The organism is Variovorax rhizosphaerae (assembly GCF_037889975.1).
Lineage (GTDB): Bacteria > Pseudomonadota > Gammaproteobacteria > Burkholderiales > Burkholderiaceae_C > Variovorax > Variovorax rhizosphaerae.
On record NZ_JBBKZT010000030.1, the window covers coordinates 49,064 to 72,101 of the forward strand.

General features: G+C 67.7%; 19 protein-coding genes. 9 read left to right on the forward strand and 10 right to left on the reverse strand.

Going from position 1 to position 23,038, the window contains the following annotated elements:
* Positions 1-131 precede the first annotated feature (131 nt).
* The 5 genes from WKW82_RS35835 to WKW82_RS35855 all read right to left on the reverse strand — a co-directional run bounded on the left by WKW82_RS35835 (position 132) and on the right by WKW82_RS35855 (position 6,033).
* Positions 132-791, reverse strand: a complete 660-nt coding sequence (locus WKW82_RS35835; protein ID WP_340347898.1) for a LutC/YkgG family protein — start codon at positions 789-791, stop codon at positions 132-134.
* A gap of 121 nt (positions 792-912) precedes the next feature.
* The gene (locus WKW82_RS35840) at positions 913-2,340 is read right to left on the reverse strand and encodes a lactate utilization protein B (RefSeq protein WP_340347900.1); all 1,428 of its coding nucleotides are present in this window, start codon (positions 2,338-2,340) and stop codon (positions 913-915) included.
* Between the two features lie 2 nt (positions 2,341-2,342).
* The gene (locus WKW82_RS35845) at positions 2,343-3,122 is read right to left on the reverse strand and encodes a (Fe-S)-binding protein (RefSeq protein ID WP_340347902.1); all 780 of its coding nucleotides are present in this window, start codon (positions 3,120-3,122) and stop codon (positions 2,343-2,345) included.
* A gap of 25 nt (positions 3,123-3,147) precedes the next feature.
* Positions 3,148-4,809 (reverse strand): L-lactate permease, encoded by a 1,662-nt coding sequence (locus tag WKW82_RS35850; RefSeq protein ID WP_340347903.1) that lies wholly within the window; start codon positions 4,807-4,809, stop codon positions 3,148-3,150.
* 327 nt (positions 4,810-5,136) lie between these two features.
* Positions 5,137-6,033, reverse strand: a complete 897-nt coding sequence (locus tag WKW82_RS35855; protein ID WP_340347904.1) for a LysR substrate-binding domain-containing protein — start codon at positions 6,031-6,033, stop codon at positions 5,137-5,139.
* Positions 6,034-6,096: 63 nt separating this feature from the next.
* Here WKW82_RS35855 and purU point away from each other — a divergent pair, with 63 nt between their 5' ends.
* The 5 genes from purU to WKW82_RS35880 all read left to right on the forward strand — a co-directional run bounded on the left by purU (position 6,097) and on the right by WKW82_RS35880 (position 10,252).
* Entirely contained in the window at positions 6,097-6,945 is an 849-nt protein-coding gene (gene purU, locus WKW82_RS35860; RefSeq protein WP_340347905.1) for a formyltetrahydrofolate deformylase, read from the forward strand.
* 152 nt (positions 6,946-7,097) lie between these two features.
* The gene (locus WKW82_RS35865) at positions 7,098-7,763 is read left to right on the forward strand and encodes a DUF2846 domain-containing protein (RefSeq protein WP_340347907.1); all 666 of its coding nucleotides are present in this window, start codon (positions 7,098-7,100) and stop codon (positions 7,761-7,763) included.
* Complete coding sequence (locus WKW82_RS35870; protein ID WP_340347908.1) at positions 7,760-9,067, forward strand: trypsin-like peptidase domain-containing protein; 1,308 nt, start codon at positions 7,760-7,762, stop codon at positions 9,065-9,067. Before WKW82_RS35865 ends, WKW82_RS35870 begins: the two co-directional genes overlap by 4 nt.
* A gap of 106 nt (positions 9,068-9,173) precedes the next feature.
* Entirely contained in the window at positions 9,174-9,527 is a 354-nt protein-coding gene (locus WKW82_RS35875; protein ID WP_340347910.1) for a CidA/LrgA family protein, read from the forward strand.
* Positions 9,527-10,252: an LrgB family protein gene (locus WKW82_RS35880; RefSeq protein WP_340347911.1), complete on the forward strand. Its 726-nt coding sequence runs from the start codon at positions 9,527-9,529 to the stop codon at positions 10,250-10,252. The genes WKW82_RS35875 and WKW82_RS35880 overlap by 1 nt, the downstream gene beginning before the upstream one ends.
* A 101-nt stretch (positions 10,253-10,353) precedes the next feature.
* Here the strand turns inward: WKW82_RS35880 and WKW82_RS35885 are convergent, their stop codons facing one another.
* From WKW82_RS35885 to WKW82_RS35900, 4 genes are all read right to left on the reverse strand, one after another.
* On the reverse strand, positions 10,354-10,725 hold the full coding sequence (locus WKW82_RS35885; RefSeq protein ID WP_340347912.1) for a YXWGXW repeat-containing protein: 372 nt from the start codon (positions 10,723-10,725) through the stop codon (positions 10,354-10,356).
* Positions 10,726-10,843: 118 nt separating this feature from the next.
* Positions 10,844-12,124 carry an SGNH/GDSL hydrolase family protein gene (locus WKW82_RS35890; RefSeq protein ID WP_340347913.1) on the reverse strand — a complete coding sequence of 427 codons (1,281 nt, stop codon included), beginning with the start codon at positions 12,122-12,124 and terminating at the stop codon, positions 10,844-10,846.
* Between the two features lie 140 nt (positions 12,125-12,264).
* Positions 12,265-15,603 (reverse strand): carboxyl transferase domain-containing protein, encoded by a 3,339-nt coding sequence (locus WKW82_RS35895; RefSeq protein WP_340347914.1) that lies wholly within the window; start codon positions 15,601-15,603, stop codon positions 12,265-12,267.
* 104 nt (positions 15,604-15,707) lie between these two features.
* Positions 15,708-17,336 carry an AMP-binding protein gene (locus WKW82_RS35900; protein ID WP_340347915.1) on the reverse strand — a complete coding sequence of 543 codons (1,629 nt, stop codon included), beginning with the start codon at positions 17,334-17,336 and terminating at the stop codon, positions 15,708-15,710.
* 64 nt (positions 17,337-17,400) lie between these two features.
* On the opposite strand from WKW82_RS35900, the gene WKW82_RS35905 reads away from it, so the two are divergent.
* Both WKW82_RS35905 and WKW82_RS35910 read left to right on the forward strand, forming a co-directional pair.
* Entirely contained in the window at positions 17,401-18,072 is a 672-nt protein-coding gene (locus WKW82_RS35905) for a TetR/AcrR family transcriptional regulator (protein WP_340347916.1), read from the forward strand.
* A 72-nt stretch (positions 18,073-18,144) separates the two neighbouring features.
* Entirely contained in the window at positions 18,145-19,401 is a 1,257-nt protein-coding gene (locus WKW82_RS35910) for a branched-chain amino acid ABC transporter substrate-binding protein (RefSeq protein ID WP_340347917.1), read from the forward strand.
* A 66-nt stretch (positions 19,402-19,467) separates the two neighbouring features.
* Here the strand turns inward: WKW82_RS35910 and WKW82_RS35915 are convergent, their stop codons facing one another.
* On the reverse strand, positions 19,468-19,707 hold the full coding sequence (locus tag WKW82_RS35915) for a hypothetical protein (RefSeq protein ID WP_340347918.1): 240 nt from the start codon (positions 19,705-19,707) through the stop codon (positions 19,468-19,470).
* Between the two features lie 327 nt (positions 19,708-20,034).
* Here WKW82_RS35915 and rocF point away from each other — a divergent pair, with 327 nt between their 5' ends.
* Both rocF and aspT read left to right on the forward strand, forming a co-directional pair.
* Positions 20,035-20,949 (forward strand): arginase, encoded by a 915-nt coding sequence (gene rocF, locus WKW82_RS35920; RefSeq protein ID WP_340347919.1) that lies wholly within the window; start codon positions 20,035-20,037, stop codon positions 20,947-20,949.
* 316 nt (positions 20,950-21,265) lie between these two features.
* On the forward strand, positions 21,266-22,978 hold the full coding sequence (gene aspT / locus WKW82_RS35925) for an aspartate-alanine antiporter (RefSeq protein WP_340347920.1): 1,713 nt from the start codon (positions 21,266-21,268) through the stop codon (positions 22,976-22,978).
* The last annotated feature ends 60 nt before the right edge of the window (positions 22,979-23,038 follow it).

A 23,038-nucleotide genomic window follows, 5' to 3' on the forward strand; every position in this document is an offset into this window, starting at 1 on the left:
TGCCGTGCTACAGCACTGTCTGCGGCACTCCGCCTTGTTCTGCGCTTGATTGCAAAGTCGTATCAGCCGCACATTCTGGCACTTCGCACCGCTTCGCATGGGGGGCGAGGGCATCGGCCGTTTGGCAGGAGTCAGGTCGTTGCGGCGATGACGATGTGCAGGTACTTGGGGCCGTGCGCGCCCAGCACCAGGCTGCCTTCGATGTCGGTCGTGCCGCTGGCGCCGGTGATGATGTTCACGTTGCGCGGCGGCGGGCGGCCGGTGGACTGGGCGGCAGCGGCATAGTCCTCCAGGTAGCGCACGATGGTCGCTGCGCGCACCAGCACGATGTGGTGCAGCGGCAGGAAGTTGGCGAGGATGGGTGTTTCCGGGCCGGAGTGGAAGACGAGCGAACCTGTCTCCGCGATGCCCCAGAGCGCCATGCCGACGCCCACCGGCTCGTTGGCCGTCAGGGTATCGGGCAGTTCAAAACCGGACCAATCCAATGCGCGCAGCGCCACCGCGGGTTGCAGGGCGATGCGCTGGGGCAAGCCCTTGGCATCGAGGTAGCGGGCGACGGCGGCGGGCATGTCCTGCAGCTGCGCGACGTAGTCGATGGAGGCGGAAACCTTGGGCGAAGTCACGCGGGCGGCGAACAGGTCGACGACGGGGGCGGTGGCTGCGTATGCAGGACGCGCGGCTTCGGAGCCATCGAGCAGGCTGGCCGCTTCGCGACGCACGCGCTCGGCATCGACGGTCTGGCCGCCGAGGCCGCCACGCACGGCGGCGAGGATGGTGTCGCGAGAATTCATTGACGTGTCTCCATGCTGCGTGAAGCGGCACGAGCGCCTTCGGTCGAACGGGCGGCGCGCACTCGGAAACCTCTGCGCTTTTGCGCTGCGGCGCAAGCGCCTTGGGGTCGTCGGGCTTCGCTCATGGTCGCGCCTCCGGCTTTTGCATTGCGTCGCGGTCGCGCATCATTTCAAGGAAGGTGCGCTGGGCCGGCGCCGGGAAGTCCCGGTACTGCGTCCAGCCGCCCACCAGCGGCAGGCCGCGCAGCTTGCCGTCGCGCTTGAATGCGCGCATGGCTCGCACCGCCACCGCGGTTCCAAACCGGTACAGCCAGGGCCGAGATGTGACGAAGGTGTAGACCCACAGGCCGGCCCGCACCGACGCCGGCTCCAACCCCTCGCGCCACGACTTGTCGCGCCAGCCGCGCAGCAATGTGGGCAAGGGAATGTCGACCGGACACACCTGCTGGCAACGGCCGTTCATGGTGCAGGCATGCGCCAGCTCCCGGCCTTTTTGCAGGCCGTCGAAGACCGGCGTCAGCACGGCGCCCATCGGGCCGGGATAGGTGCCGCCATACGCATGGCCGCCCACCTGCCGGAACACCACGCAATGGTTCATGCAGGCGCCGCAGCGGATGCAGCGCAGCATCTCCCTGAGGCCTTCCTTCAGCATGCGCGAACGGCCGTTGTCGACCAGGACGATGTGGAACTCCTCCGGTCCGTCGCGGTCGCCGGGCTGCTTCGGGCCGCAATGGAAGGTGGTGTATTGCGTGATGTCGCCGCCGGTGGCCGAGCGCACCAGCAGGCGCAGGAGCGCGAAGGCGTGCGTCGTGCTGGGCACGAGTTTCTCGATGCCGGCCGTCACGATGTGCACGCGCGGCGGCGTGGTCGTGAGTTCGGCATTGCCCTCGTTGGTGACGGTGCAGGTCGCGCCGGTGTCGGCCACGAGGAAGTTGGCGCCGGAGATGGACACGTCGGCCGACAGGAACTTGTCGCGCAACTCGCGCCGCGCGCTGTCAACCATGGCCTCGATGGTCTCCTCCCGGTGTGGTGCGCGGTGCGACTTGTGGAACATCTCCGACACCTGCTCTCGCGTGCGGTGCATGGAGGGCCAGATGATGTGCGAGGGCGTGTCGCCGCCGAGTTGCACGATGTGCTCGGCCAGGTCGGTCTCGACGCGCTCGATGCCGGCTTCGTCGAGCGCGTGCGGCAGGCCGATCTCCTCGCCGAGCATCGACTTGACGCGCGTCACGCGCTGGGCGCCGGCCGCCTTGCACAGGTCGACCACGATGCGCGATGCCTCGCTGGCCGTCGCCGCCCAGTGCACTTTCGCGCCGGAAGCGATGGCGTTGCGTTCGAACTCGACCAGGTAGTGGTCGAGGTTGGCGATCACATGGTCCTTGATGCGCTTGCCCAGGCGGCGCGCGACTTCGAACTCGGGGAAGCTCTCCAGTGCCAGTGCGCGCTTGCGCTCCGCCGTGCCGGTGGTGCGCTCGATGGCGGTCTTGAGCGTCGGGTCGGCCAGCGCTGCCGCGGCGCGGGCCTTGAAGTGGATGGGCTGGGCTTGCATGGTCAGGACCGCGCTTCTGCTTCGCCGATGGCCGGCGCATCGGCCATGCCGGCGAGCACCTCGACGGTGTGCATCACGCGCACGTTCGACTGCCGCCGGCTCAGCTTGCCGGCCATGTTCATCAGGCAGCCAAGGTCGCCGCCGAGCAGCATGCCGGCGCCGGTGCGTTCGACCGCCACGGCCTTTTCATCGACGATGCCGTTGGAGATGGCCGCGTACTTCACGCAGAAGGTGCCACCAAAACCGCAGCACACGTCCGAGCCTTCGAGCTTGCGCATCTCCAGCCCACCCACCTGCTGCAGCAGCGCGCGGGGCTGGTCGTGGACGCCCAGCTCACGCAGACCGGAACAACTGTCGTGGTACGTGGCCGTGGCCTGCAGCGAGCGGCCCTTGGGCGCGAAGCGCATCACGTCGGTGAGAAAGCTCGTGATCTCCCAGGTGCGCGTGGCCAGTTGACGGGCGCGCTCGGCCCAGGCCGGGTCGTCGGCCAGCGCTTCCTCGTAGTGCGCCTTCGTCATGCCCGCGCAGGAGCCGGACGGGATCACGACGAAGTCGAAGGGCTCGAAGGTCTCGATGAACTGTCGCGCCAGCCGCGCCGCACCGCGCGTGTCGCCGCTGTTGAACATCGGCTGGCCGCAGCAGGTCTGGGCCAGCGGCACTTCGACGCGGCAGCCGGCTTCCTCCAGCAACTGCAGGGAGGCCATGCCGATGCTCGGGCGCATGATGTTGACCAGGCAGGTGGCGAACAGGCCGACGCGGGGATTCACAGGGGGCGCTTGCATGGCTGCTCCTTCTCCGGGGACGAGATCAATGAACGACCATCAAGGTGAACGGCCACACATAAGCCTGCAAGGTCACGTACAGCCCCACCAGCGCGGCCAGCGCGATCGAGTGGAAGAACACGTAGCGCAGGATGTCGCCTTCACGGTCGAACCAGCGCGTGGCGGTGGAGGCCACCACGATCGACTGCGCATCGATCATCTTGCCCATCACCCCGCCCGAACTGTTGGCCGCGCCCATCAGGTTCGGGCTCAGGCCGAGCTGTTCCGCCGCCACCTTCTGCATGCCGCCGAACAGCACGTTCGAAGCCGTATCCGAGCCCGTCATCGCCACCCCGATCCAGCCCATCAGCGTGCCGAAGAAGGGATAGAACGCACCGGTGTTCGCAAAGGCCAAGCCCAGCGTGGTGTCGGTACCGGAGAAGCGGGTCAAGGTGCCCAGCGCCAGCATCAGCACGATCGTCAGCAGCGAGTAGCGCACCAGCCACAGCGTGCGGAAGAAGGTGCGCACGATCTCGACCGGGTTGTACTTCATGAACAGCGCGCTCACGATCGCTGACAGCAGGATGCCGGTGCCCGTGGACGACAGCAGGTTGAGCACATAGACCGCCGATTCCTTGTGCGGCGTGGGCACCACCGGCGGCATCTTGTCGATCATGTTGTGCAGCCCGGCCATCGGGAAGGACGGCGCGAAAATGCCGTTGAGCGCGGCCTTGACCGGCGGCAGGCCCCAGACGAAGACGAACACCGACAGGATCAGCCACGGCGTCCACGCACGGATCAGCTCCGCACGCGGATGCACCACGATGGGCGCGGGCGGCTTGGCTTCATGGGCGCTCACGTCCTTGCCGCGCAGGGACGGCGAGTGCCAGATCTTCTTGGGCTGCCACACGCGCAGGAACAGCACGAGGCTCACCATCGAGACGATGGCCGCGATGATGTCCACCAGTTCCGGGCCGATGAAGTTGGAGACCAGGTATTGCGGGATGGCGAAGGACAGGCCCGTCACCAGGATCGCCGGCCAGATCTCCATCATTCCCTTGCGCCCCGCGAAGGCCCAGATGAGCCAGAAGGGCACCAGCAGCGAGAAGAAGGGAAGTTGCCGGCCGATCATGGCCGTGACTTCCATGAGGTCGTAGCCGTGCACCTTGGCCAACGTGATGACCGGCGTGCCGAGCGCACCGAAAGCCACGGGGGCAGTGTTGGCGATCAGCGAAAGTCCGGAGGCCGCCAGCGGCGAGAAGCCCAGCCCGATCAGGATGCCCGCCGTCACCGCCACCGGTGTCCCGAAGCCCGCCGCACCCTCGAAGAACGCGCCAAAGCAGAAGGCAATCAGCAGCAACTGGATGCGCCGGTCCTCGGTGATGCCCGAGAGCGAATCCTGCAGCACCTTGAAGCTGCCGTTCTGCTCGGCGAGCTGCTGCAGGAAGATGATGTTGAGCACGATCCAGCCGATGGGCAGCAGCCCGGTGAAGCCGCCGAACAGCGCCGCGCGTCCGGCCATGTCGGCGGGCATGCCGTAGGCGAACACGGCCACCAGCAGTGCGGCCAGCAGGCCCAGCCCTGCAGCGATGTGCGCCTTGATGTGGAAGAAGCCCAGGCAGGCCAGCATCACCACCACCGGAATCGCGGCCAGCGCGGTGGAAATGATCATGTTGCCGAACGGGTCGTAGATCTGCTGCCAGGTCATAGGGTTGTGTCTCCTCGAAGGTTCTTCTGCTGGGTCCCGCGCGCCGGAACGCCGGGCGGGGCGCTCCGCAACTGTAGGAATGCATCGCCGCAGGCCGCATGAAAAGCGCTGCCCGCCCGCGTGAAAACTTTTCAATCGGCGCGCCGGCTCGTACCGGGTCATGGCCACAACGGAGGTCCACGTCCCGGCCACGAAAATCATGGCGATGCGCGCCAGCCGCGTCCCATGAACCCGGGGCGAACACGGCGACGCCCGTTCTCGGGCACCCGAAAGCAGTCAGTCCTGGCGACGGTGCGGACGCCACATGCGCGTCCGGGGTGGATTGGGTTATTCGCGCAATGCCGCGCGCAACCAATCCACAAAGGCCGCGCACTCCCAACGCTGCAACGTGCCCGGCCTCCAGCAGAGGAAGTAGTCGTGCGGCGAGCGCACGCTGTTGCGTGACAAGCGCACCAGCCGCCCGCTGTCGAGCCAGGCCTGGCCCAGTCGCAGGCGCAGCAGCACCACGCCGAAGCCCGCGACTGCGGCATCCAGCGCCAGGCCCAGGTCGTTGAACTGTGCACCGGCACTGGGCTCGGCCTGCGTGATGCCGCAGGCCTTGAACCAGGTACGCCAAGGCTCCAGCGGCGAGCGGATCAGGCGCGCCCGAGCGATCGAAGCCACGGTGTCGAACCCATCGAAGGGGCCCGCCTCGTTGAGGTAATCGGGGCTGCAGGCCGGGCACACCTCGTCCGACAGCAGGTGCATGGACTCGCGGTCCGCGAAGGGACCGCTGCCGAAGCGCAATTCGATATCGGCCTCCTCCGCCGTCACGTTCTGCACCGGGATGGCGACCTGCAGCGTCAGCTCGATCTCCGGGTACGCATGGCGGAACAGCGCCAGCCGGGGAAGCAGCAACTGGCGCGAGAAGGTGGGCGTGACGGCGACGCGCAAGCGGGTGACGGCAGTCCTTCCCGCATCGGCGCGGCCAGGCACCTGCTGCAACGCGGCCAACGCTTCGCGCACCCGCGCCAGGTAGGCCGCACCGTCCGCGCTGAGGCCGAAGTCGTTGCGCGCGAAGAGCTTGAGCGCGAGTTGCGATTCCAGTTGCTTGATGCGGTGGCTGACCGCGCTGGGCGTGACCGCCAGTTCTTCGGCCGCCAGCGTCACGCTGCGCAGGCGCGCCACGGCCTCGAAAGCCAACAGGCCCTGGATGGGCGGGATGCGGGGCGGTGCGCTGCTCATGTTCTGGCTGCGATTGTGCCGGTCAGCAAGGGAATTTACGGCGCTGCGACAATCGCCGGCTCCATGAATTCCGCCTACATCCTCACCCTCTCCTGCCCCGACCGCACGGGCATCGTGCATGCCGTCTCGGGTTTCCTGCTGGAGCGCGGCGCCAACATCGAGGAGGCCGCGCAGTACAACGACCACGACACCGGCCTGTTCTTCATGCGTGTGCGCTTCGCCTGCGACAAGCACGACGAGGCCACGCTGTGCTCGGAGATCGGCGTGCTGGCCACTAGCTTCGGCATGAACTGGCAGCTGCACGCCGCCAACGTGCCGATGAAGACGGTGATCCTGGTCAGCAAGGACGGCCACTGCCTGAACGACCTGCTGTTCCGCTGGAAGAGCGGCCACCTGCACATCGACATCCGCGCCATCGTCTCGAACCACCGCGACTTCTACCAGCTGGCCGCCAGCTACAACGTGCCCTTCCACCACATCCCGGTGACGGCCGCAACCAAGGCGCAGGGCGAGGCGAAGCAGCTCGAGATCATCGAATCCGAAGGCGCCGAGCTCGTCGTGCTGGCCCGCTACATGCAGATCCTCAGCAACGACCTGTGCCAGAAGCTGGCCGGCCGCGCGATCAACATCCACCACTCCTTCCTGCCGAGCTTCAAGGGCGCCAAGCCCTACTACCAGGCGCACGACCGCGGCGTGAAGCTGATCGGCGCGACGGCCCACTACGTGACCGCCGACCTGGACGAAGGCCCGATCATCGAGCAGGACGTGGCCCGCGCCGACCACACCGACACAGTGGAAGACCTGACCGCCCGCGGCCGCGACACCGAGAGCCAGGTGCTGGCGCGTGCGGTGAAGTGGCACAGCGAGCATCGGGTGCTGTTGAACGGGCACCGCACCGTGGTGTTCCGCTGACGACATCCGATCGGGGGCATGTTGCCCCGCGCCCGGCACTTCGCGCGTTCACAGGGCTCCCAGGGGGCGCGCTTGATTGGAGCGGCGGCCCGGCGCGCGTCGCATCCGCGGGTGTGTAACATCGCGCGCCATATTCATTGAGGAGGCGCGCGATGAGACAGTGGACGATCTGGCTGGCAGTGTCCGTCTGGGCACTGTTCCTGACGGGCTGTGGCGCGACGGGTCCGCGCTATTCCGAAGTCGAAAAGAACCTGCCATCCCTGGACGAGAACCAGGGCCGCATTGTTTTCCTGCGTGACTCCGCATTCGGCGCGGCCGTGCAGCCCGAGGTGCGGCTCAACAACCAGGTGGTCGGCAAGTCGCAACCCAACAGCTTCTTCTTTGTCGACCGCCCGGCGGGCGCCTACCGCGCGAGCGCCAGCACCGAGTCCGAAAGCAGCATCAACGTGACGGTGAAGGCCAGGACTTCGTCGTACGTGTTGATGGGCATGGACATGGGCCTCCTCGTCGGGCGGCCCTCGTTCCAGATGCTCGGCGAGTCCGAGGCCAAGGGCCGATTGACATCCCTCGCCTATGGCGGCTCCGTACCGGTGACACCTGGGAGCGCGGTCACAGCCTCGGCATCGGCTGCATCGGCACCGGCTGCCGCAGCAACGCCTGCACCCACGTCGGAAGCGGCGGCGATCCCGCAGTCGGCAAGGGCACAACCCGCGTCAGCGGCGGCGGCATCTGCCGCGCCTGCGGCTCCCTCCGACGCCCAGCCATTCGCCACCACCTCGATGCAGGACCTGCGGCTGTTGCTGCCTGCTGGCCGATGAACACCACCACTTCGAATTCACGCACCGCCCGCAATGCACGGCGTCCCGTGCTCCTGGCGGCATTGGCGACCGCGGCGCTGCTGTCGCTGACCGAGGCCTCTGCACAAGCCCAGCGTGGCGCAGCGACGCCGCTGTCACCGCAAGCGGTGTTCGAGCAGGTCTCGCCCAGCGTATGGGTCTTGCAGGCCACCGACGCCCAGGGCCGCGTGACCGCGACCGGCAGTGCCGTCGCCACGGGACCGGGCACGGCGATCACCAGCTGCGGCCTGCTTGCCAAGGCCGCCGCTGTCGCGCTGCGCCGCGAGAACGTCAGCTATGGCGCCACGCTGGAGTTCCCGGACCTCCCGCGCGGCCTGTGCCAGTTGCGCGTGGCCAACCTGCCCGCATCGGCGATGGCGGTCGTGCCCGTCCGCGAACTCGCCGTCGGCATGGCGCTCTACACGGTCGGCGCGCCGCGCGGCAAGGAGTTGACGCTGGGCCTTGGCATGCTGGGCGGCGTGCGTCGCGCCGATGACGGCACGCTGCAGGCCCTGCAATTGGCCGCCGCGCCGGAAGCAGGCCTTGAAGGCGCGGCGCTGTTCGATGCGCAGGGTCGCCTCGCGGGCCTGCTGGGGGCCAGGACCTTGAACGGCTCGCCTTCGAATCTCGCGATGCCGGCGACATGGATCGCCGAGGTGCCGGCGCGAGGTCGCGTGGCGCTGGCCGGACTGCCCGTGCAAGCGCCGGCCGGCACCGCCCCGGCCGCTGCGGGCACGACCGGTCCGGCCGAGCTGCGTGTCCTGGAATACACGCTGCGGGAGGACCGCACGACGCGCAAGGTGGTCTATCGCCTCGACGAATCGACGCCCGAGCGCCGCAGCTTCAACAACGGCGGCTGGATCGAGAAGCCGGATGGCGAAGTCATCAGCGTCAGCGCACCGATCGCCGGCGAATTCGATGTCGTGATGCCGCCCGGTGGCTGGATTCGCGGCGACTTGGCCGATGGGTCGACCTGGTCGACGGCCTACCGGGTCGATCGCGGCGGCACCTCGATCAAGATGGATCTTCGGGCCACCGTCGTCGAGCGATCCACCATGACGGTGGCCGGGCGTGAGCTGAAGGTGGTGCAGGTCGACTATCGCGGTCACACGCAGCGCGGCGCGGGCGCCACGCTCAACAATGCGCCCTCGGGTGTGTTTCGTGCCAGCGCGTGGTGGTCACCCGAACTGGCACGCGTGGTGCGCTTCGAAGCCAGGACCCAGGGTGGCAACGGTGGCAACGCCTTCCGCGTCGACGAAACGCTTGAACTGGTTGACTGGCGCTGACGGCTCGCGCGGGTCATCGAGTTGACGTAGAGTCTTTCGCGATGAACACACTCGACACGTCATTGCAGCCATTGCGGCGCGAAGGAATTGCGAAGGCCGTCCAGGGATGAACGGCCTGCGTGGCTTGGCTTGGCTGCTGGTGTTCCAGTCGATCGGCGAGGCGCTGTCGCGCGGCCTTTCGCTGCCCCTGCCGGGACCGGTGCTCGGCATGGTGTTGATGCTGGTGGGCCTTCGCTTCGAACGCGTACGCGTCCCTGTCGGCGAATGCGCGACCTTCCTGCTGCAGCACCTGTCCCTGTTGTTCATCCCGGTTGGCGTGGGCGTGATGACCCATCTCGCGCTGGTGAGCCAGTACGGCGGGCGCATGTTGCTGGTCATCGCGCTGTCGACCTGGATCGGCCTGGGCGTGACGGCCCTGGTGCTGTACTGGCCGGACCGCCAGAAGAAGGCGAAGTCCTGATGCCGCGCTTCGTCGAGCTCTGGATCTATCTCTCGGCCACGCCGCTGTTCGGCCTGACCGCGACGCTGGTGGTCTACCTGCTCGCGCAGGCCGCCTACAACCGGCTTGGCAACGCGCCGTGGGCCAACCCGGTGATGTGGTCGGTGCTGGCGATTGCCGGCGTGCTGCTGGCCACGGGCGTCGACTACCCGACCTACTTTGCAGGGGCGCAGTTCATTCACTTCCTGCTGGGGCCGGCGGTGGTCGCGCTGGCCTGGCCCTTGTGGCTGCGGCGGGCCGAGTTGCGCGCACGCTATGGGCGACTGTTGATGGCCTCGCTGTTGGGCGGCATCGCGGCCAGCGGATCGGCCATTGCGCTCGGCTGGGCGGTCGGCCTGCCGCATGACGTGGTGGTGTCGCTCGCGCCCAAGTCGGTGACGGCGCCAGTGGCCATGGGCATCGCCGAGAAGATCGGCGGCATCCCGGCGCTGTCGGCGGTGTTCGCGGTGCTGACCGGGATGGTCGGCGCGCTGTCGGGCAAGTACCTTTTCGACATGCTGCGCATCGCGACTGATGCCACCGGCATGTCGGCCCGCGGCTTTGCGCTGGGAACCGCGGCGCATGGCATCGGCGCGGCGCGCGCCCTGCATGTGAATGCCGATGCCGGCGCCTATGCGGGGCTGGCGCTGGGCATGCAGGTGGTGCTGGCCGCGTTGCTGATGCCGCTGGCGTTTCGCCTGTTGTAGGCGCGAGGACTGTCGTCGGCCGACGTGGCGCCGCGTCGGCATCCACAAGGCAAGACGCCCGCCATTTGCAGGCGGGCGTCTTGCGTCACGAGGCTGCGGCCTCAGCTGCGGTGAGGATTGTCCGGGCGGCGGTCATGCTGGTTCGGCACACCGTCGCGGTCCCGGTCCCAGGAACCGCTGCGATACACGTAGCGGCCGTCTTGCTCACGCCATTCCGGCGCGCGGTAGGCATAGCCAGGACGGGCGCGCACCCAGGTGCCGCCGGTCCATGCGTAGCGGCCATGGCGTGCTTCCCAGTGACCCGGTGCCCAGACGTAGCCACGGCGCGGCGGCGGTGCGCGTTCCGCGCGCGGCGGCGGCGGAGGCTGGCCGATCTGCACGCTGATGCCTTGGGCTTGCGCGGCCGTCGGGATGGCGAACGCGCCCATTCCCAGGACGGTGGCGGCAGCGGCGGCAAGAATGATCTTTTTCATGGGGTACTCCTCATGAGTTGCAGGAGCCTTCATGGTGCAGCCGCCCTGTAAACGCTCTGTCAGCGCAATGCCGGCACGCAGGTAAAGAGCCGCCGCCGTGAGTTACAGGACAGCGCCCCTACTGCATCAGGTCGCGCGGGTCGATGGCAGCCGCCATCGCCGCATTGCCCGCGTCACCGGGATGCAGGTGGTCACCACTGTCGTAGAGCGGATTGAGCGCTTGCGGATCCTGCGGATCGCGCAACGCGGCATCGAAATCCACCACCGGATTGACCGCCCGCTGTTCGCGGATCCAGTGGTTCACGGCCTGCCGTATCTGCTCGTTCTGCGCGCTCCAGTAGGGGCTGCCTTTCACCGGCATCAAGGTGCCGAGAAGCACCTTCACACCGCGCGCGCGGGCCATGTCGACCAGCCGCTGCAACCCGGCGATGAGGCGTTCGGCGCTGGCCGTGCGAGTGGCGGAAGGCAGCCCGCTGCCGGGGCCGCCGCTGAAAGTCTCAACGCCGATGTCGTTGATACCCAACAGGACGATGGCATGCGTCACGCCGCTCTGGGCCAGAACGTCGCGCGCGAAGCGGTCGATGCCGGACGGGCCGATCCCTTCGCTGAGCAGGCGATTGCCCGCGATGCCGGCGTTGAGCACCGACACCACCGGGCTCCCAGGCGCGCCATCGCGCAGCCGCTCGGCCAGCCGGTCGGGGTAGCGCCCCAGCACCGGCGCAAAGCCGTTGACGCCCTCGGTGATCGAGTCGCCGAAGGCCACCACGACGCGCGCGGGGCCGCGCGACATCACATCGAGCCCGGTCACGATGTGGTTCCAGGCCGACGGGGCGGCTGCTGGAAGCGTCGCATCGCCCACCGCATTGCCGGGCGCGATCCAGCTCGCGCCGACCGGGATCTGGTGGACCGTGCCGAAGGGCGTGCGCTGGTCGAGGTAGAAGCTGATCGCCATCGCCTGCCCGGCCCGCACCGGGACCGGGACCGCATCGCTCCAGGCGTCGGCGCCGGGCGCGATGGTGACGTCGGGACGCCCGCCGAACAGCAGCGGTTGCAACGAGGCCGGCGACACGGCGCTGCCGCCGGTGCCCAATGCGATGGTCGCCTCGGCCATGTGCAGCGGCGCGGCGCCGAAGCGGTTGGAGAAGCGCACGCGCGCCTGCTCGCCGCTGATCGTCGGAAACACGCGCTCGCGCACGGTCTGCGCCTGGAACGCGAGCGGGGGTGCGGCATGCGCGCCATTCACGACGGGCGGCGGCAGGCCTTGCGGCGCAGCGACCCAACTGGCGATCCAGCGCGGCGCATCGGAACGCGACTGCGCCATCGCGGGCGAACACAGGATCGCCAGCGATGCGAATGCGGCCAACGCGGGACGGAGCAGGCAATCGCGCCAGGATTTCATGCAGCTTTCAGACGGCGGAAACGGCGCAGTTTAGGGCCTGTTCGGCCCCGGTTACGGGTGCACGAACCGGCCACTCGCGTGAACAGCGGAATCGCCGGACCGCAGCGTCCGGCCAGGCCCGGAATGCGCTGCTGCCCGCGCTACCAGGTGTCGACGTACGCCACGGCCGGTTCCGGCGTGCGCGAGGCCGAAGCCAGGCCGCGCACCAGCCAGGCACGCGTCTCGGCCGGGTCGATCACCGCATCGATCTCCAGCGTCTGCGCCATGTTGATGGCCTCGCCGTTGGCGTATTGCTGGTCCACGAGCCTCTTGAACAACGCATCGCGCTCGGTGCCTTCGGCCACGGCTTCGAGTTCCTTGCGGAAGCCCAGCCGCACCGCGCCTTCGAGGCCCATCGCGCCGAACTCGCCGGTGGGCCAGGCGACGGTGAACACCGGCGCGTCGAAGCCGCCCGCTGCCATCGCCTGCGCGCCCAAGCCGTAGCCCTTGCGCAGCACCACGCAGAAGTACGGCACGCGCAAGTGCGCGGCGACCATGAACATGCGGCACACATGGCGCACCTGCGCCTGCGCCTCGATCTCCGGGCCGACCATGAAGCCCGGCGTGTCGCACAGCGAGACGATGGGCAGGCCATGCGCGTTGCACAGTTGCATGAAGCGCGCGGCCTTGTCCGCCGCGTCGACGTCGATGGCGCCACCGAGGTGATGCGGGTTGTTGGCGATGAGGCCGATGGGCTTGCCCTCGATGCGCGCCAGCGCGGTGAGGATGCCCGCGCCGAAGCTCGCGCGCAGTTCCAGCAGCGAGCCGCTGTCGACGATGCCGCGCATCGCGGCGCGCACGTCGTACACGCGCAGGCGGTTCTCGGGGATCGCGTGGCGCAGGATGCGCTGGTCGGCGCAATGCCAGTCCGTCGTGGCGCCTTGGAAGTAGGAGATGTATTGCTTGGCAACCGAGACGGCCTCGGCCTCGTCCTGCACCAGCACATCGATCACGCCGTTCTTCGACTGCACGCCACTCGGCCCGATCTGCTCCGGCGCGAAGGTGCCGAGTCCGCCGCCCTCGATCATCGCGGGGCCGCTCATGCCGATGTTGCTGCCGCGCGTGGCGATGATGACGTCGCTGCAACCCAGCAGCGCTGCATTGCCCGCGAAGCAGCGGCCATGCACGATGCCGACCACCGGCACCTTGCCCGACAGCGCCGCGAACTGGCTGAAGGTGTGGTTGTTGAGGCCGGCGACGATCGGCATGTCGGTGTCGCCGGGCCGGCCGCCGCCGCCTTCGGCGAACAGCACGACGGGCAGCTTCAACTGGTGCGCGATGCCCAGCAGGCGATCGGTCTTGGCATGGTTGCGCATGCCCTGCGTGCCGGCGAGCACCGTGTAGTCGTAGGCCAGCACGGCACAGCGCGATTTCTCGGGGCCGAACTGCCTGGCATTGATGCTGCCGATGCCAGTGACCATGCCGTCGGCCGGCGTGTTGGCGATGAGGTCATCGAGCTTGCGGCGGCGCGTTTGCGCGGCGATGGCGAGGGCGCCGTATTCGAGGAAGTTGCCCGGGTCGCTGGCGAGGTCGCAGAGGTCGGCGATGTTGGCGCGTGCGGTGCGGCCGCCTTGTGCGTGGCGCTTGTCGACGGCGGCCTTGCGGTTGATGTCGAGCGTGGGGGCGTGGCGGTCGATGACCTTTTGGAGGTCCGGGCGAATCAGCGACAGGTCGTGCGCGGCCTGCGCCTCGGCCTCGACCGATTGCGCATCGACGGCTTCGAGTTGCACAAGTGGCTGGCCTTCGACAAGGTAGTCGCCGGGTGCTGCCAACAACGCGACGACGCGGCCGGCCTGGGGCGCGTTCAGCAGATGCTCCATCTTCATGGCTTCGAGCACGCCGAGTTGCGCCCCGGCCGGCAGCAAGTCACCGACCGCGACTTCGAACTGCACCAGCTTGGCAGCCATGGGTGCGCGAACGACGAGCGCATCGTCGGTGTCGTCGAATTCGATGCCGGGCTTCACGGCTGCCGCGTGGACGGGCGTGGCCGACTTCTGCATCGCTGCATCGAGTTGCGCGGCGCTGGACAGCAACTCCGCGAGGTGCTGTTCGACGAAGCGTGTGTGCACGTGCTGCGACGAGAACTCCGGCCGTGCCGCGATGGCGCGCAGCAACGAAAGGTTGGTCGCGATTCCCTCGATCCGGCACTCCTCCAGCGCACGCGAGGAGCGGCGCAAAGCGTCCGCGAAACGGGGCGTGGAAGACTGCACGATGAGCTTGGCCAGCAGCGTGTCGTAGTGCGGCGATGGCGCAAGTCCGGCGTAGCCGTGGCTGTCGACGCGCACGCCCGGGCCTTCGGCCAGGTCGAAGCGCGAGAGCGTGCCACTGGCGGGCCGCGCATTGCCTTGTGCGTCGAGCGTCTCGGCATTGATGCGCCATTGCACGGCGAAGCCGCGCTGGTGCGCCGTGCGGTCGGCCTCGATGCCGAGTTCATTCAGCCGCTGACCCGATGCAACAGCAATTTGCAGTTGGACGAGGTCCAGCCCCGTCACCGCTTCCGTCACCGTGTGCTCGACTTGCAGGCGCGGATTGGCCTCGATGAAGACCCACGGCAATGCGGTGGCATGCTCATCGACCAGGAACTCCCACGTGCCCAGCCCGCAATAACCCACCGCCTTCGCCATGCGCAATGCCGCGGCCGTGACCTCGGCGCGGATCGATTCAGGCAGCGAGGGGCTCGGCGCGATCTCGACCAGTTTCTGGAAGCGCCGCTGCAGCGTGCATTCGCGCTCGCCCAGGCTCGCCACCGCATGGCCGTCACCCAGCACCTGCACCTCGATGTGCCGCGCATGCAGCATCAGGCGCTCGACGTACACGCCATCGACACCGAAGGCTGCCTTCGCTTCGGACACACAGCGCGCGTGCGCTTCGGCCAAGTCCTGGGCGCGCAACACCGCGCGCATGCCGCGACCGCCGCCACCGCCGATGGCCTTGACCATCACGCCCGCGCGGGCCTCGCTCGCAGGACGACCCGCATCGCCCCCCTCCGCAACCTGCGCCGCAAAGAAGGCCTGCGCCTGCGCCAGCGTCACCGCGCCCGCGCTGCCCGGCATCACCGGCACATCGCATTGCGCGGCGAGTTCGCGTGCACGCGCCTTGTCGCCAAACAAAGCCAACTGCTCCGGCGTCGGCCCGATGAACACCAGCCCCGCATCGGCGCAAGCCTGCGCAAAGTCGGCACGCTCGCTGAGGAAGCCGTAGCCCGGATGCACCGCATCGCAACCCTCGGCCCGCGCCATCGCGATCAGCGCGGCGATGTCGAGGTAGGCGGACGGACCGGTCGCATCCAGCGCCACCGCCTTGTCGGCCAGCCGCACATGCAGCGCCTGCGCATCGTCCTTCGCGAAGACGCCCACGCTGGCGATGTCGAGGTCGCGCAAGGCGCGCACCAGCCGCACGGCGATCTCTCCGCGGTTGGCAATCAGGATTTTCTTGAACATGAACAGAAGCCTTGAATGGAGAACAGGCCAGTCGCGCCGGGCTTGTCGAAGGGCCCCTGCGGGCGCGGCGGCTTCGACCTGCGCTCAGCGCGAGCGGCAGGGGGTCAAGCCGGATCCTTGAGCAAGCGACGCAGCACCTTGCCGGCACCCGTGGTCGGCAGTGCGTCGATGAAGCGCACGGTGCGCGGCGCCTTGTAGCTGGCCATGTTGTCGCGCGACCAGGCGATCAGCGCCTCCGCCTCGATGTCCACGCCGGCCTTCTTCACGATGAAGGCCTTCACGACCTCGCCCTTCTCCGCATCAGGCTGCGCGATCACCGCGGCCTGCGCCACGGCCGGATGCTTGATGAGGATGGTCTCGACCTCTTCCGGGAACACGCTGTAGCCGGAGACCTTGATCATTTCCTTGAAGCGGCCAATGAAGGTGAGATACCCCTCCGCATCGATCTTGCCCATGTCGCCGGTGTGCACCCAGCCGTTGCGCAGGGTGGCGGCGGTGGCCTCGGGCTTGTTCCAGTAGCCCTTGAAGGAACCGGCGCTGGTGAGGATGATCTCGCCGACTTCGCCGGTGGGCATGTCCAGACCCGTGTCGGTGTCGATTATACGGATGGTCACGCCCGGCGCCGGGATGCCCTGCGTGCCCCAGCGCGGCGCATGGTGCGGCGTATAGGTGTCGCAGGTGTGGGTTTCGCTGAGGCCATAGGCGGCCTCGAAGGAACTCGCGTTCTTCGCGAAGCCCTTCCACTGGTTGGCCAGGCCTTCCGTGAAGGTGATGCCGAAGCTGGTCACCGGGTTCATGCGCAGGCTCGACAGATTGAAGGAGGCGATGTCGGGCAACTGCATCACGGCCACGTTCATCGGCGCGATGCTGTACCACCAGGTCGCCTTGTATTTGTCGATGGCCTGCGGCACCGCATGCGCGTCGAAGCGATGCAGCAGCACCGAGGTTGCGCCGGTCAGCACCGGGATGTTGACGCCCATCAGCATGCCGGCGATGTGATACAGCGGCGCGATGGACAGCAGCACGTCGTCGGGCAAGACGCCATTGCAGTCGGCCGCTGTCGCCGTCTTGAACAACGCGTTGCCGTAGCTCAGCATCGCGCCCTTGGGCAGGCCGGTGGTGCCGGAGGTGTAGGTCATCAGGGCCACGTCGTCGAGGTCGATGGCCACGGGCTGCGGCCTCGCGTCGGTGTGCATCACGGCCCAGAAATCCTCGCAACCGGCAGGCACCTCGCGCGGCGCCTTCTGTGCGGCGGCCAGTTCGGCGGGCAGGTCGATGCTGGCGGCGGCGGGCAACCAGTCCGCGTAGTGCACGGTGAACACATGCTCCAGCGCACTCTGCGGCCGCACCTTCTCGACCACCGGCAGCAGCGAGGACGCGGCCACGATCACGCGCGCCTTCAGGTCGCCGACCTGGTAGGCCAGCTCATGTTCCTTGTTGAGCGGACCGCTCGGGCAGACGATGGCGCCGATCTTCTGGATGCCGAAATGCGCGACCAGGTACTGCGGGCAGTTGTTGAGGAAGAGCACGACCGGCTCGCCCTTCTTCACGCCCAGCGCCTGCAGGCGTGCGGCGAAGGCATCGCTGGCACGGTCGAGTTCCGCAAAGCTGATGGCAGTGCCGTACCAGATGCATGCGGGGTGGCTGCCGCGCTCGCGCGCGTGGTCGCGCAGGAACTCGTGCAGGGGCTGCCGGGCACGCGTTGGCGCGTTGGCTCTTGTTGTTGTCTCCATGGCGTCTCTTTCTGAGGGTTATCGATAGCCGCTTCTGCCGCATCGTGCCCGAACAATCCTACCGATGGGTATAACTTCGGCGACACCGCACAAACCCGCGCGAGCCAGCAGCGACGCGCGCCTGCCTCGCGGCAATGGCCGCCAGCGCGCAGCCACGGCCGCGACCGACATGCAGCGCGAGCGCATCCTGCAGGTGGCGACGCAGCTCTTCGCGAAGCAGGGCTATGCCAACACCACCATGGCGCAGCTGGTGCGCACGCTGGGCGTGACCAAGCCCTTCGTCTACTACTACTTCCGCGACAAGCAGGAGATCTTCGAGGCGTTGTCCTGGCCGCCCGCGGTGGAGTGCCTGACCTCGATGGACTTCGCGCCGGACGACATCCGGCCCGCGCGCGAGAAGGTGCTCGAAGGCATCGAGCGGCTGATCCGCGCCACAGTGGCACACCACCCCGCGGCCTTCTTCCCGTACCGCGACCCGCAGGCCTACCGGCCCGAATACCGCGCGGCGCAGACCAAGCTGGCCCATCACTTCTATGACCAACTGTGTCCGTTGCTGGAACAGGCGCGCCGCGATGGCGATCTCGATTTCGACGACACCCGGATCACGGCGCTGGCCGCCTGCAGCCTGCCGGGCTTCCTCTACACCTGGTATCGCCCCGAGGGCCGGATGACCCCTGACGAGGTGGTGGCCGCGCTCCTCAAGCTGGCCTTGCGGGTGCTCGGCCTGAGGACATGAGGCGCTTTCCAGGACTCACCTGAACCCCACGCATTTCGGATTCCAACCCGCACGACACCCAAGGAGAACAACATGACTTTCCTCAAGCGCGCGCCGCTCGCCGCAGCCGCCCTGTTCCTCGCCGCCACCGCCGCGCAGGCACAGCCGGCCACCTACAAGATCGCCTACATCGACCCGCTCTCCGGCCCGTTCGCCAACGTGGGCGAGCTGATGCTGGCGCACCTGCGCTTCGCGGTCGACGACCTCAATGCCAAGGGTGCCTTGCCGGGCGGGCAGAAGATGCAGTTGCTGCAGTTCGACAGCAAGCTCTCCGCGCAGGAGAGCCAGAGCGCGTTGCAGGCGGCCATCGACCAGGGCGCGCAGGTGATCGTGACCGGCGGCTCGGGCTCGTCGGTGGTGGCCGCACTGGTGCAGTCGGTCAATCGATGGAACGAGCGCAACCCGGGCAAGGAACTGATCGTGATGAATCATTCATCGATCGACCCCGACCTGACCGGCAAGAACTGCAGCTTCTGGCACTTCCAGACCGAGGCCAACACGGCGATGAAGATGAAGGCCATCGCCAACTACATCAAGAAGACGCCGGACATCAAGAAGATGTACCTGCTGAACCAGGACTATGCGCATGGCAAGCAGTGGGCCAGCTACGGCCGCCAGATGGTTGGCGCGGCACGGCCGGACATCCAGTTCGTCGGCGAGCAGTTGCACCCCATCGGCCGCGTCAAGGACTTCGCGCCCTACATCACCAACATCAAGGCGGCGGGCGCCGATTCGGTCATCAGCGGCAACTGGGGCCAGGACATGACCCTGCTGCTCAAGGCCGCGGGTGATGCGGGCCTCAACCTGCGCTACTTCAATCACAGCGCGGGCTCGGTGCCGGGCACCGTGCTGGCGGTGTCGCAGGCCAAGATCGGGCAGCTGACCTGGGTCGCCGAGTGGCATCCGGGCGAGGCCGACACGCCCAAGGTCGACGCGCTGGCCAAGGCCTACAAGGCGAAGATGCACCAGGACTTCCTGGCGCCCCGCATCGAGATGACGCCGCGCCTGCTGGCAGCCGCCGTCCACAAGGCCGGTAGCACCGATTCCACGAAGGTGGCGCGGGCGATGGAAGACATGACCTTCGAATCCGTGGTGGGCCCGGTGCGCATGCGCGGCGAGGACCATCAACTTCTGTTGCCGCAGGTGGTCAACACGATTGCGCCGGTGGACGGAAAGACTGTGCGGGTCGGCTGGGATGGCACCAACTACGGCTTCCGCACCGATGCGGTCTATACCGGGAACGAGTTGGCGCAGGGCACGGAATGCAAGATGGTGCGGCCCGCGCAATAAGGACTGCGGAAGGGCCAGTGGAAGGGCAGGCGCGCGCGGTGAGCGCCCTGCCCTGCGATTGCGCCGCTACGGATTGCCGGTGAGACGCCGCAACATCAATGAACCGACCGCGAGCGCGCTCGAATAGCTGTCCTGCGGCTGCTCCGCCGCCCTGAGCCGGCGGTACGCCATCCGGTCATGCGAATCGTCGCTGATGGCCTCGATCACCACCCAGAAAAATTCCCCTTGTGCGCGCTCCTCGACCGTCAGCGCCAGATCACCCATGCTCGACAAATCAAACTCCTTGTAGTTGTAGTTCTTCGCCACAACGTTTCAAGTCATAACGATTCAGGAAGGGTTATGGCACGCCTGGAAAATATCGGCGTGTAGGACAAGCCTCGGAGCGTGGCGCATTGCACGTGGCTGGGGCTGTCCTACACGCCGGCGTGACATATGCACGGGGCCCTGCGGCCCTCTCACGCACGACACTCCGACTCGCCGGGCGACGCGGCATGCAAGGTCCGCAGCGGCGCCATGCGGCTGCGTCGCCTGGTGTGATTCGTGTATTAATAGTCCCCGATTCGCTCATGTCGGAGTGGCTTTGCCACCTCGACTTGCCCGGAATTCGACGGCCAATCCAGTGCAGGGACCTTCATGACAAAGACAACGCTCGAATTGATCGGCGCGCCCACCGATGTCGGCGCCAGTGTCCGCGGTTGCGGCATGGGCCCCGATGCCTTGCGGGTGGCGGACCTGCCCGGCGTGCTCGCGCGCATGGGCTTCACCGTGCGCGACGCGGGCAACCTGCCCGGCCCGGCAACGCCATGGGCCGCACCGCAGGAAGGGCTGCGGCATCTGGCCGAAGTGGTGGCCTGGAACCGCGCGGTGTATGCATCGGTCGATGCCGCACTGGGCGCCGGCCACACACCGGTGCTGATGGGCGGCGACCACTGCCTGGCCATCGGTTCGATCAGCGCGGTGGCCTGGCATGTGCGCCAGCGCAGGAAGAAGCTGCGCGTGATCTGGCTCGACGCACACACCGACGTCAACACCAACACCACCAGCCCCAGCGGCAACATCCACGGCATGCCAGTCTCGTGCCTGCTGGGCCACGGGCCGGCCGCGCTCACCGGCTGGAGCGGCGAGCCCGCCGCGCTCGAGCCCGACGGCATCCGCTTCATCGGCATCCGCAGCGTCGATGGCGAAGAGCGCGAAGCCATCCGCGACATCGGCCTGCGCGTGTTCGACATGCGCCACGTCGACGAGAACGGCATGCGCCTGACCATGGCCGATGCGCTGCATGACGTGGACGACGAAACACACTTGCACGTGAGTTTCGACCTCGACTGCCTCGACCCCGATTACGCACCCGGCGTCGGCACCGGCGTGCGCGGTGGACCGACCTATCGCGAGATGCAGCTCTGCATGGAAATGATCGCCGACACCGGCCGGCTCGGCTCGCTCGACGTGGTGGAACTGAACCCTGCGCTCGATGTGCGCAACCGCACCGCGGAGGTGGCGGTGGAACTCATCGAGAGCCTGTTCGGCAAGTCGACGCTGGTGCGGTAGGTCCGCGATTGCGGCACGCCCATTCCGGCACCAGGAGGCGGTGCCGACAAGCACCCAAGGGCAATTGCGCCCGCACGCCGCGTTGCGCAATGATTCACACCTGACGCCAAAAGTGCCTACACTCGCGGCCCTCTGAAGTCGAAGTGGCTTTGCCATCCCGACTTTGATCCCCTGGGCTCAGAAGCCGTGAAGATTTCGTAGCGAGGGCGCCGAGGTCGCGCCGAGGAGCGGAGCCGTACTCCAGTACGGTGAGCACCGCAGGCTCGAGATCGGTGGCCGCAGTAGAAATATTCGCGGCTTCTCAGGAGACTTGTCGATGCTGAGTTGGACCGGTGACCTGCTTCGCGCGCACCCCGAGATCGCATTGTTCCTGGCGTTGGCCATCGGCTATGCGATCGGACAGATCAAGCTCGGCCCGATCCAGCTGGGCGGCATCTGCGGCACGCTGATCGCGGCGCTGCTGATCGGGCAACTGGGCGTGACCTTGCCGTCCAGCGTGAAGAACGTGTTCTTCATGCTCTTCATCTTTGCGCTCGGCTACGCGGGCGGCCCCCAGTTCTTCGCCAACCTCAATGCCAAGGGCTTGCGCATCGGGCTGCTGTGCCTGATCGAGGTGGTGGTGGTGCTGGCGCTGGTGCTGGCCGCCACGCGCTTCATGGCGCTGGACCAGGGCACGGCCGCGGGCCTGATGGCCGGCGCCGCCACCGAATCGGCCGTGGTCGGCACGGCCACCGATGCCATCTCCAAGCTGGCCCTGCCGCCGGACCAGATCAAGCAGTTGCAGGCCAACGTGGTCACGGCCTATTCGATCACCTACATCTTCGGGCTCATCACCATCGTGGTCGTGACCAGCCAGGTGTTCCCGCTGATCATGCGCGTCAACCTGCGCGACGAGGCCGACAAGCTCTGGAAGGCGATGGGTGGACGCGCCGAGGATGAGAGCGCAACGCCGGCGGTGCCCGAGATGGTGGGCCGCGTCTACACGATCGGCGCCGGCGCAGGCCTGCCGGTGCGCAATATCACGGCCCGCCTGCAGTCCAACGGCACCGTCCAGGGGCTGATGCGTCACGGCCAGCCGGTGGCCTTCTCGCCCGACACGCGGCTGGAGGCCAACGACCATCTGCTGGTGGTCGGCCATCGCATGGCGGTGCTGGAGTGGGAGGAGGCCCATGCGGACCTGGGCCACGAGTCGGAGGATGCGAGCGAGTTCGACGTGGTGCTGGACACCGCCGATGTGATCCTCAACCATCCCGCGGCCGACACGCTGACGCTGCGCGGACTGCATCTCGGATCGGCCCCGGGCATGCCGCCGCCGCTGCCGGAGAACGTGCTCATCGCCGGCATCGAGCGCGGCGGCCAGCGGCTGCCGCTGTTGCCGGACCTCAAGCTGCAGCGCGGTGACCGGCTCAAGCTGTATGGCCGCGCCGAGGACATCGCCCGGGCGCTGCCGCGCATCGGCGAGGGCGTGATGAAGTCCTCCCGCAGCAACATCGCGCTGGCATCCGCGGGCATCGTGCTGGGCGTGTGGATCGGGCTGTACAGCGTGAAGCTCGGCGGCATTCCGTTCTCGCTGGGCACCGGGGGCGGCGCGCTGCTGAGCGGGCTGGTGTTCGGCTGGTACCAGGCGCGGCATCCGAGCCGTCTCAGCGTGCCGGGCGATGCGCTCAACCTGCTGAAGGACCTCGGCCTGTCCAGCTTCATCGCCTGCGTCGGCCTGGCCTCGGGGCCGCATGCGCTGGAGCTGATCATGAAATATGGCGTCTCGCTGCCGTTGATGGGTGTGGCCATTGCGGTGATTCCGGCCACGGTGTCGCTGTTCGTCGGGCGCTACCTGCTTAAGTTCGAGGCGCCGGTTTTGCTCGGCGCCATCGCCGGGCAGCAATGCAGCACGCCTGCCTTGAGTGCGATCCAGGGCGTGGCCGGCAACACCACGCCACTGCTGGGCTACACGATCACCTACGCCATCTCCAACGTGGTGCTGCCGCTGATGGGGCCGCTCATCGTCGCGCTGGCCGGCCTGGTGCAGTGAAATGAGAACACCCCCGAATCGCCTTCGGCGCTCCCCCTCAAGGGCGCGCACCCTGCGGCC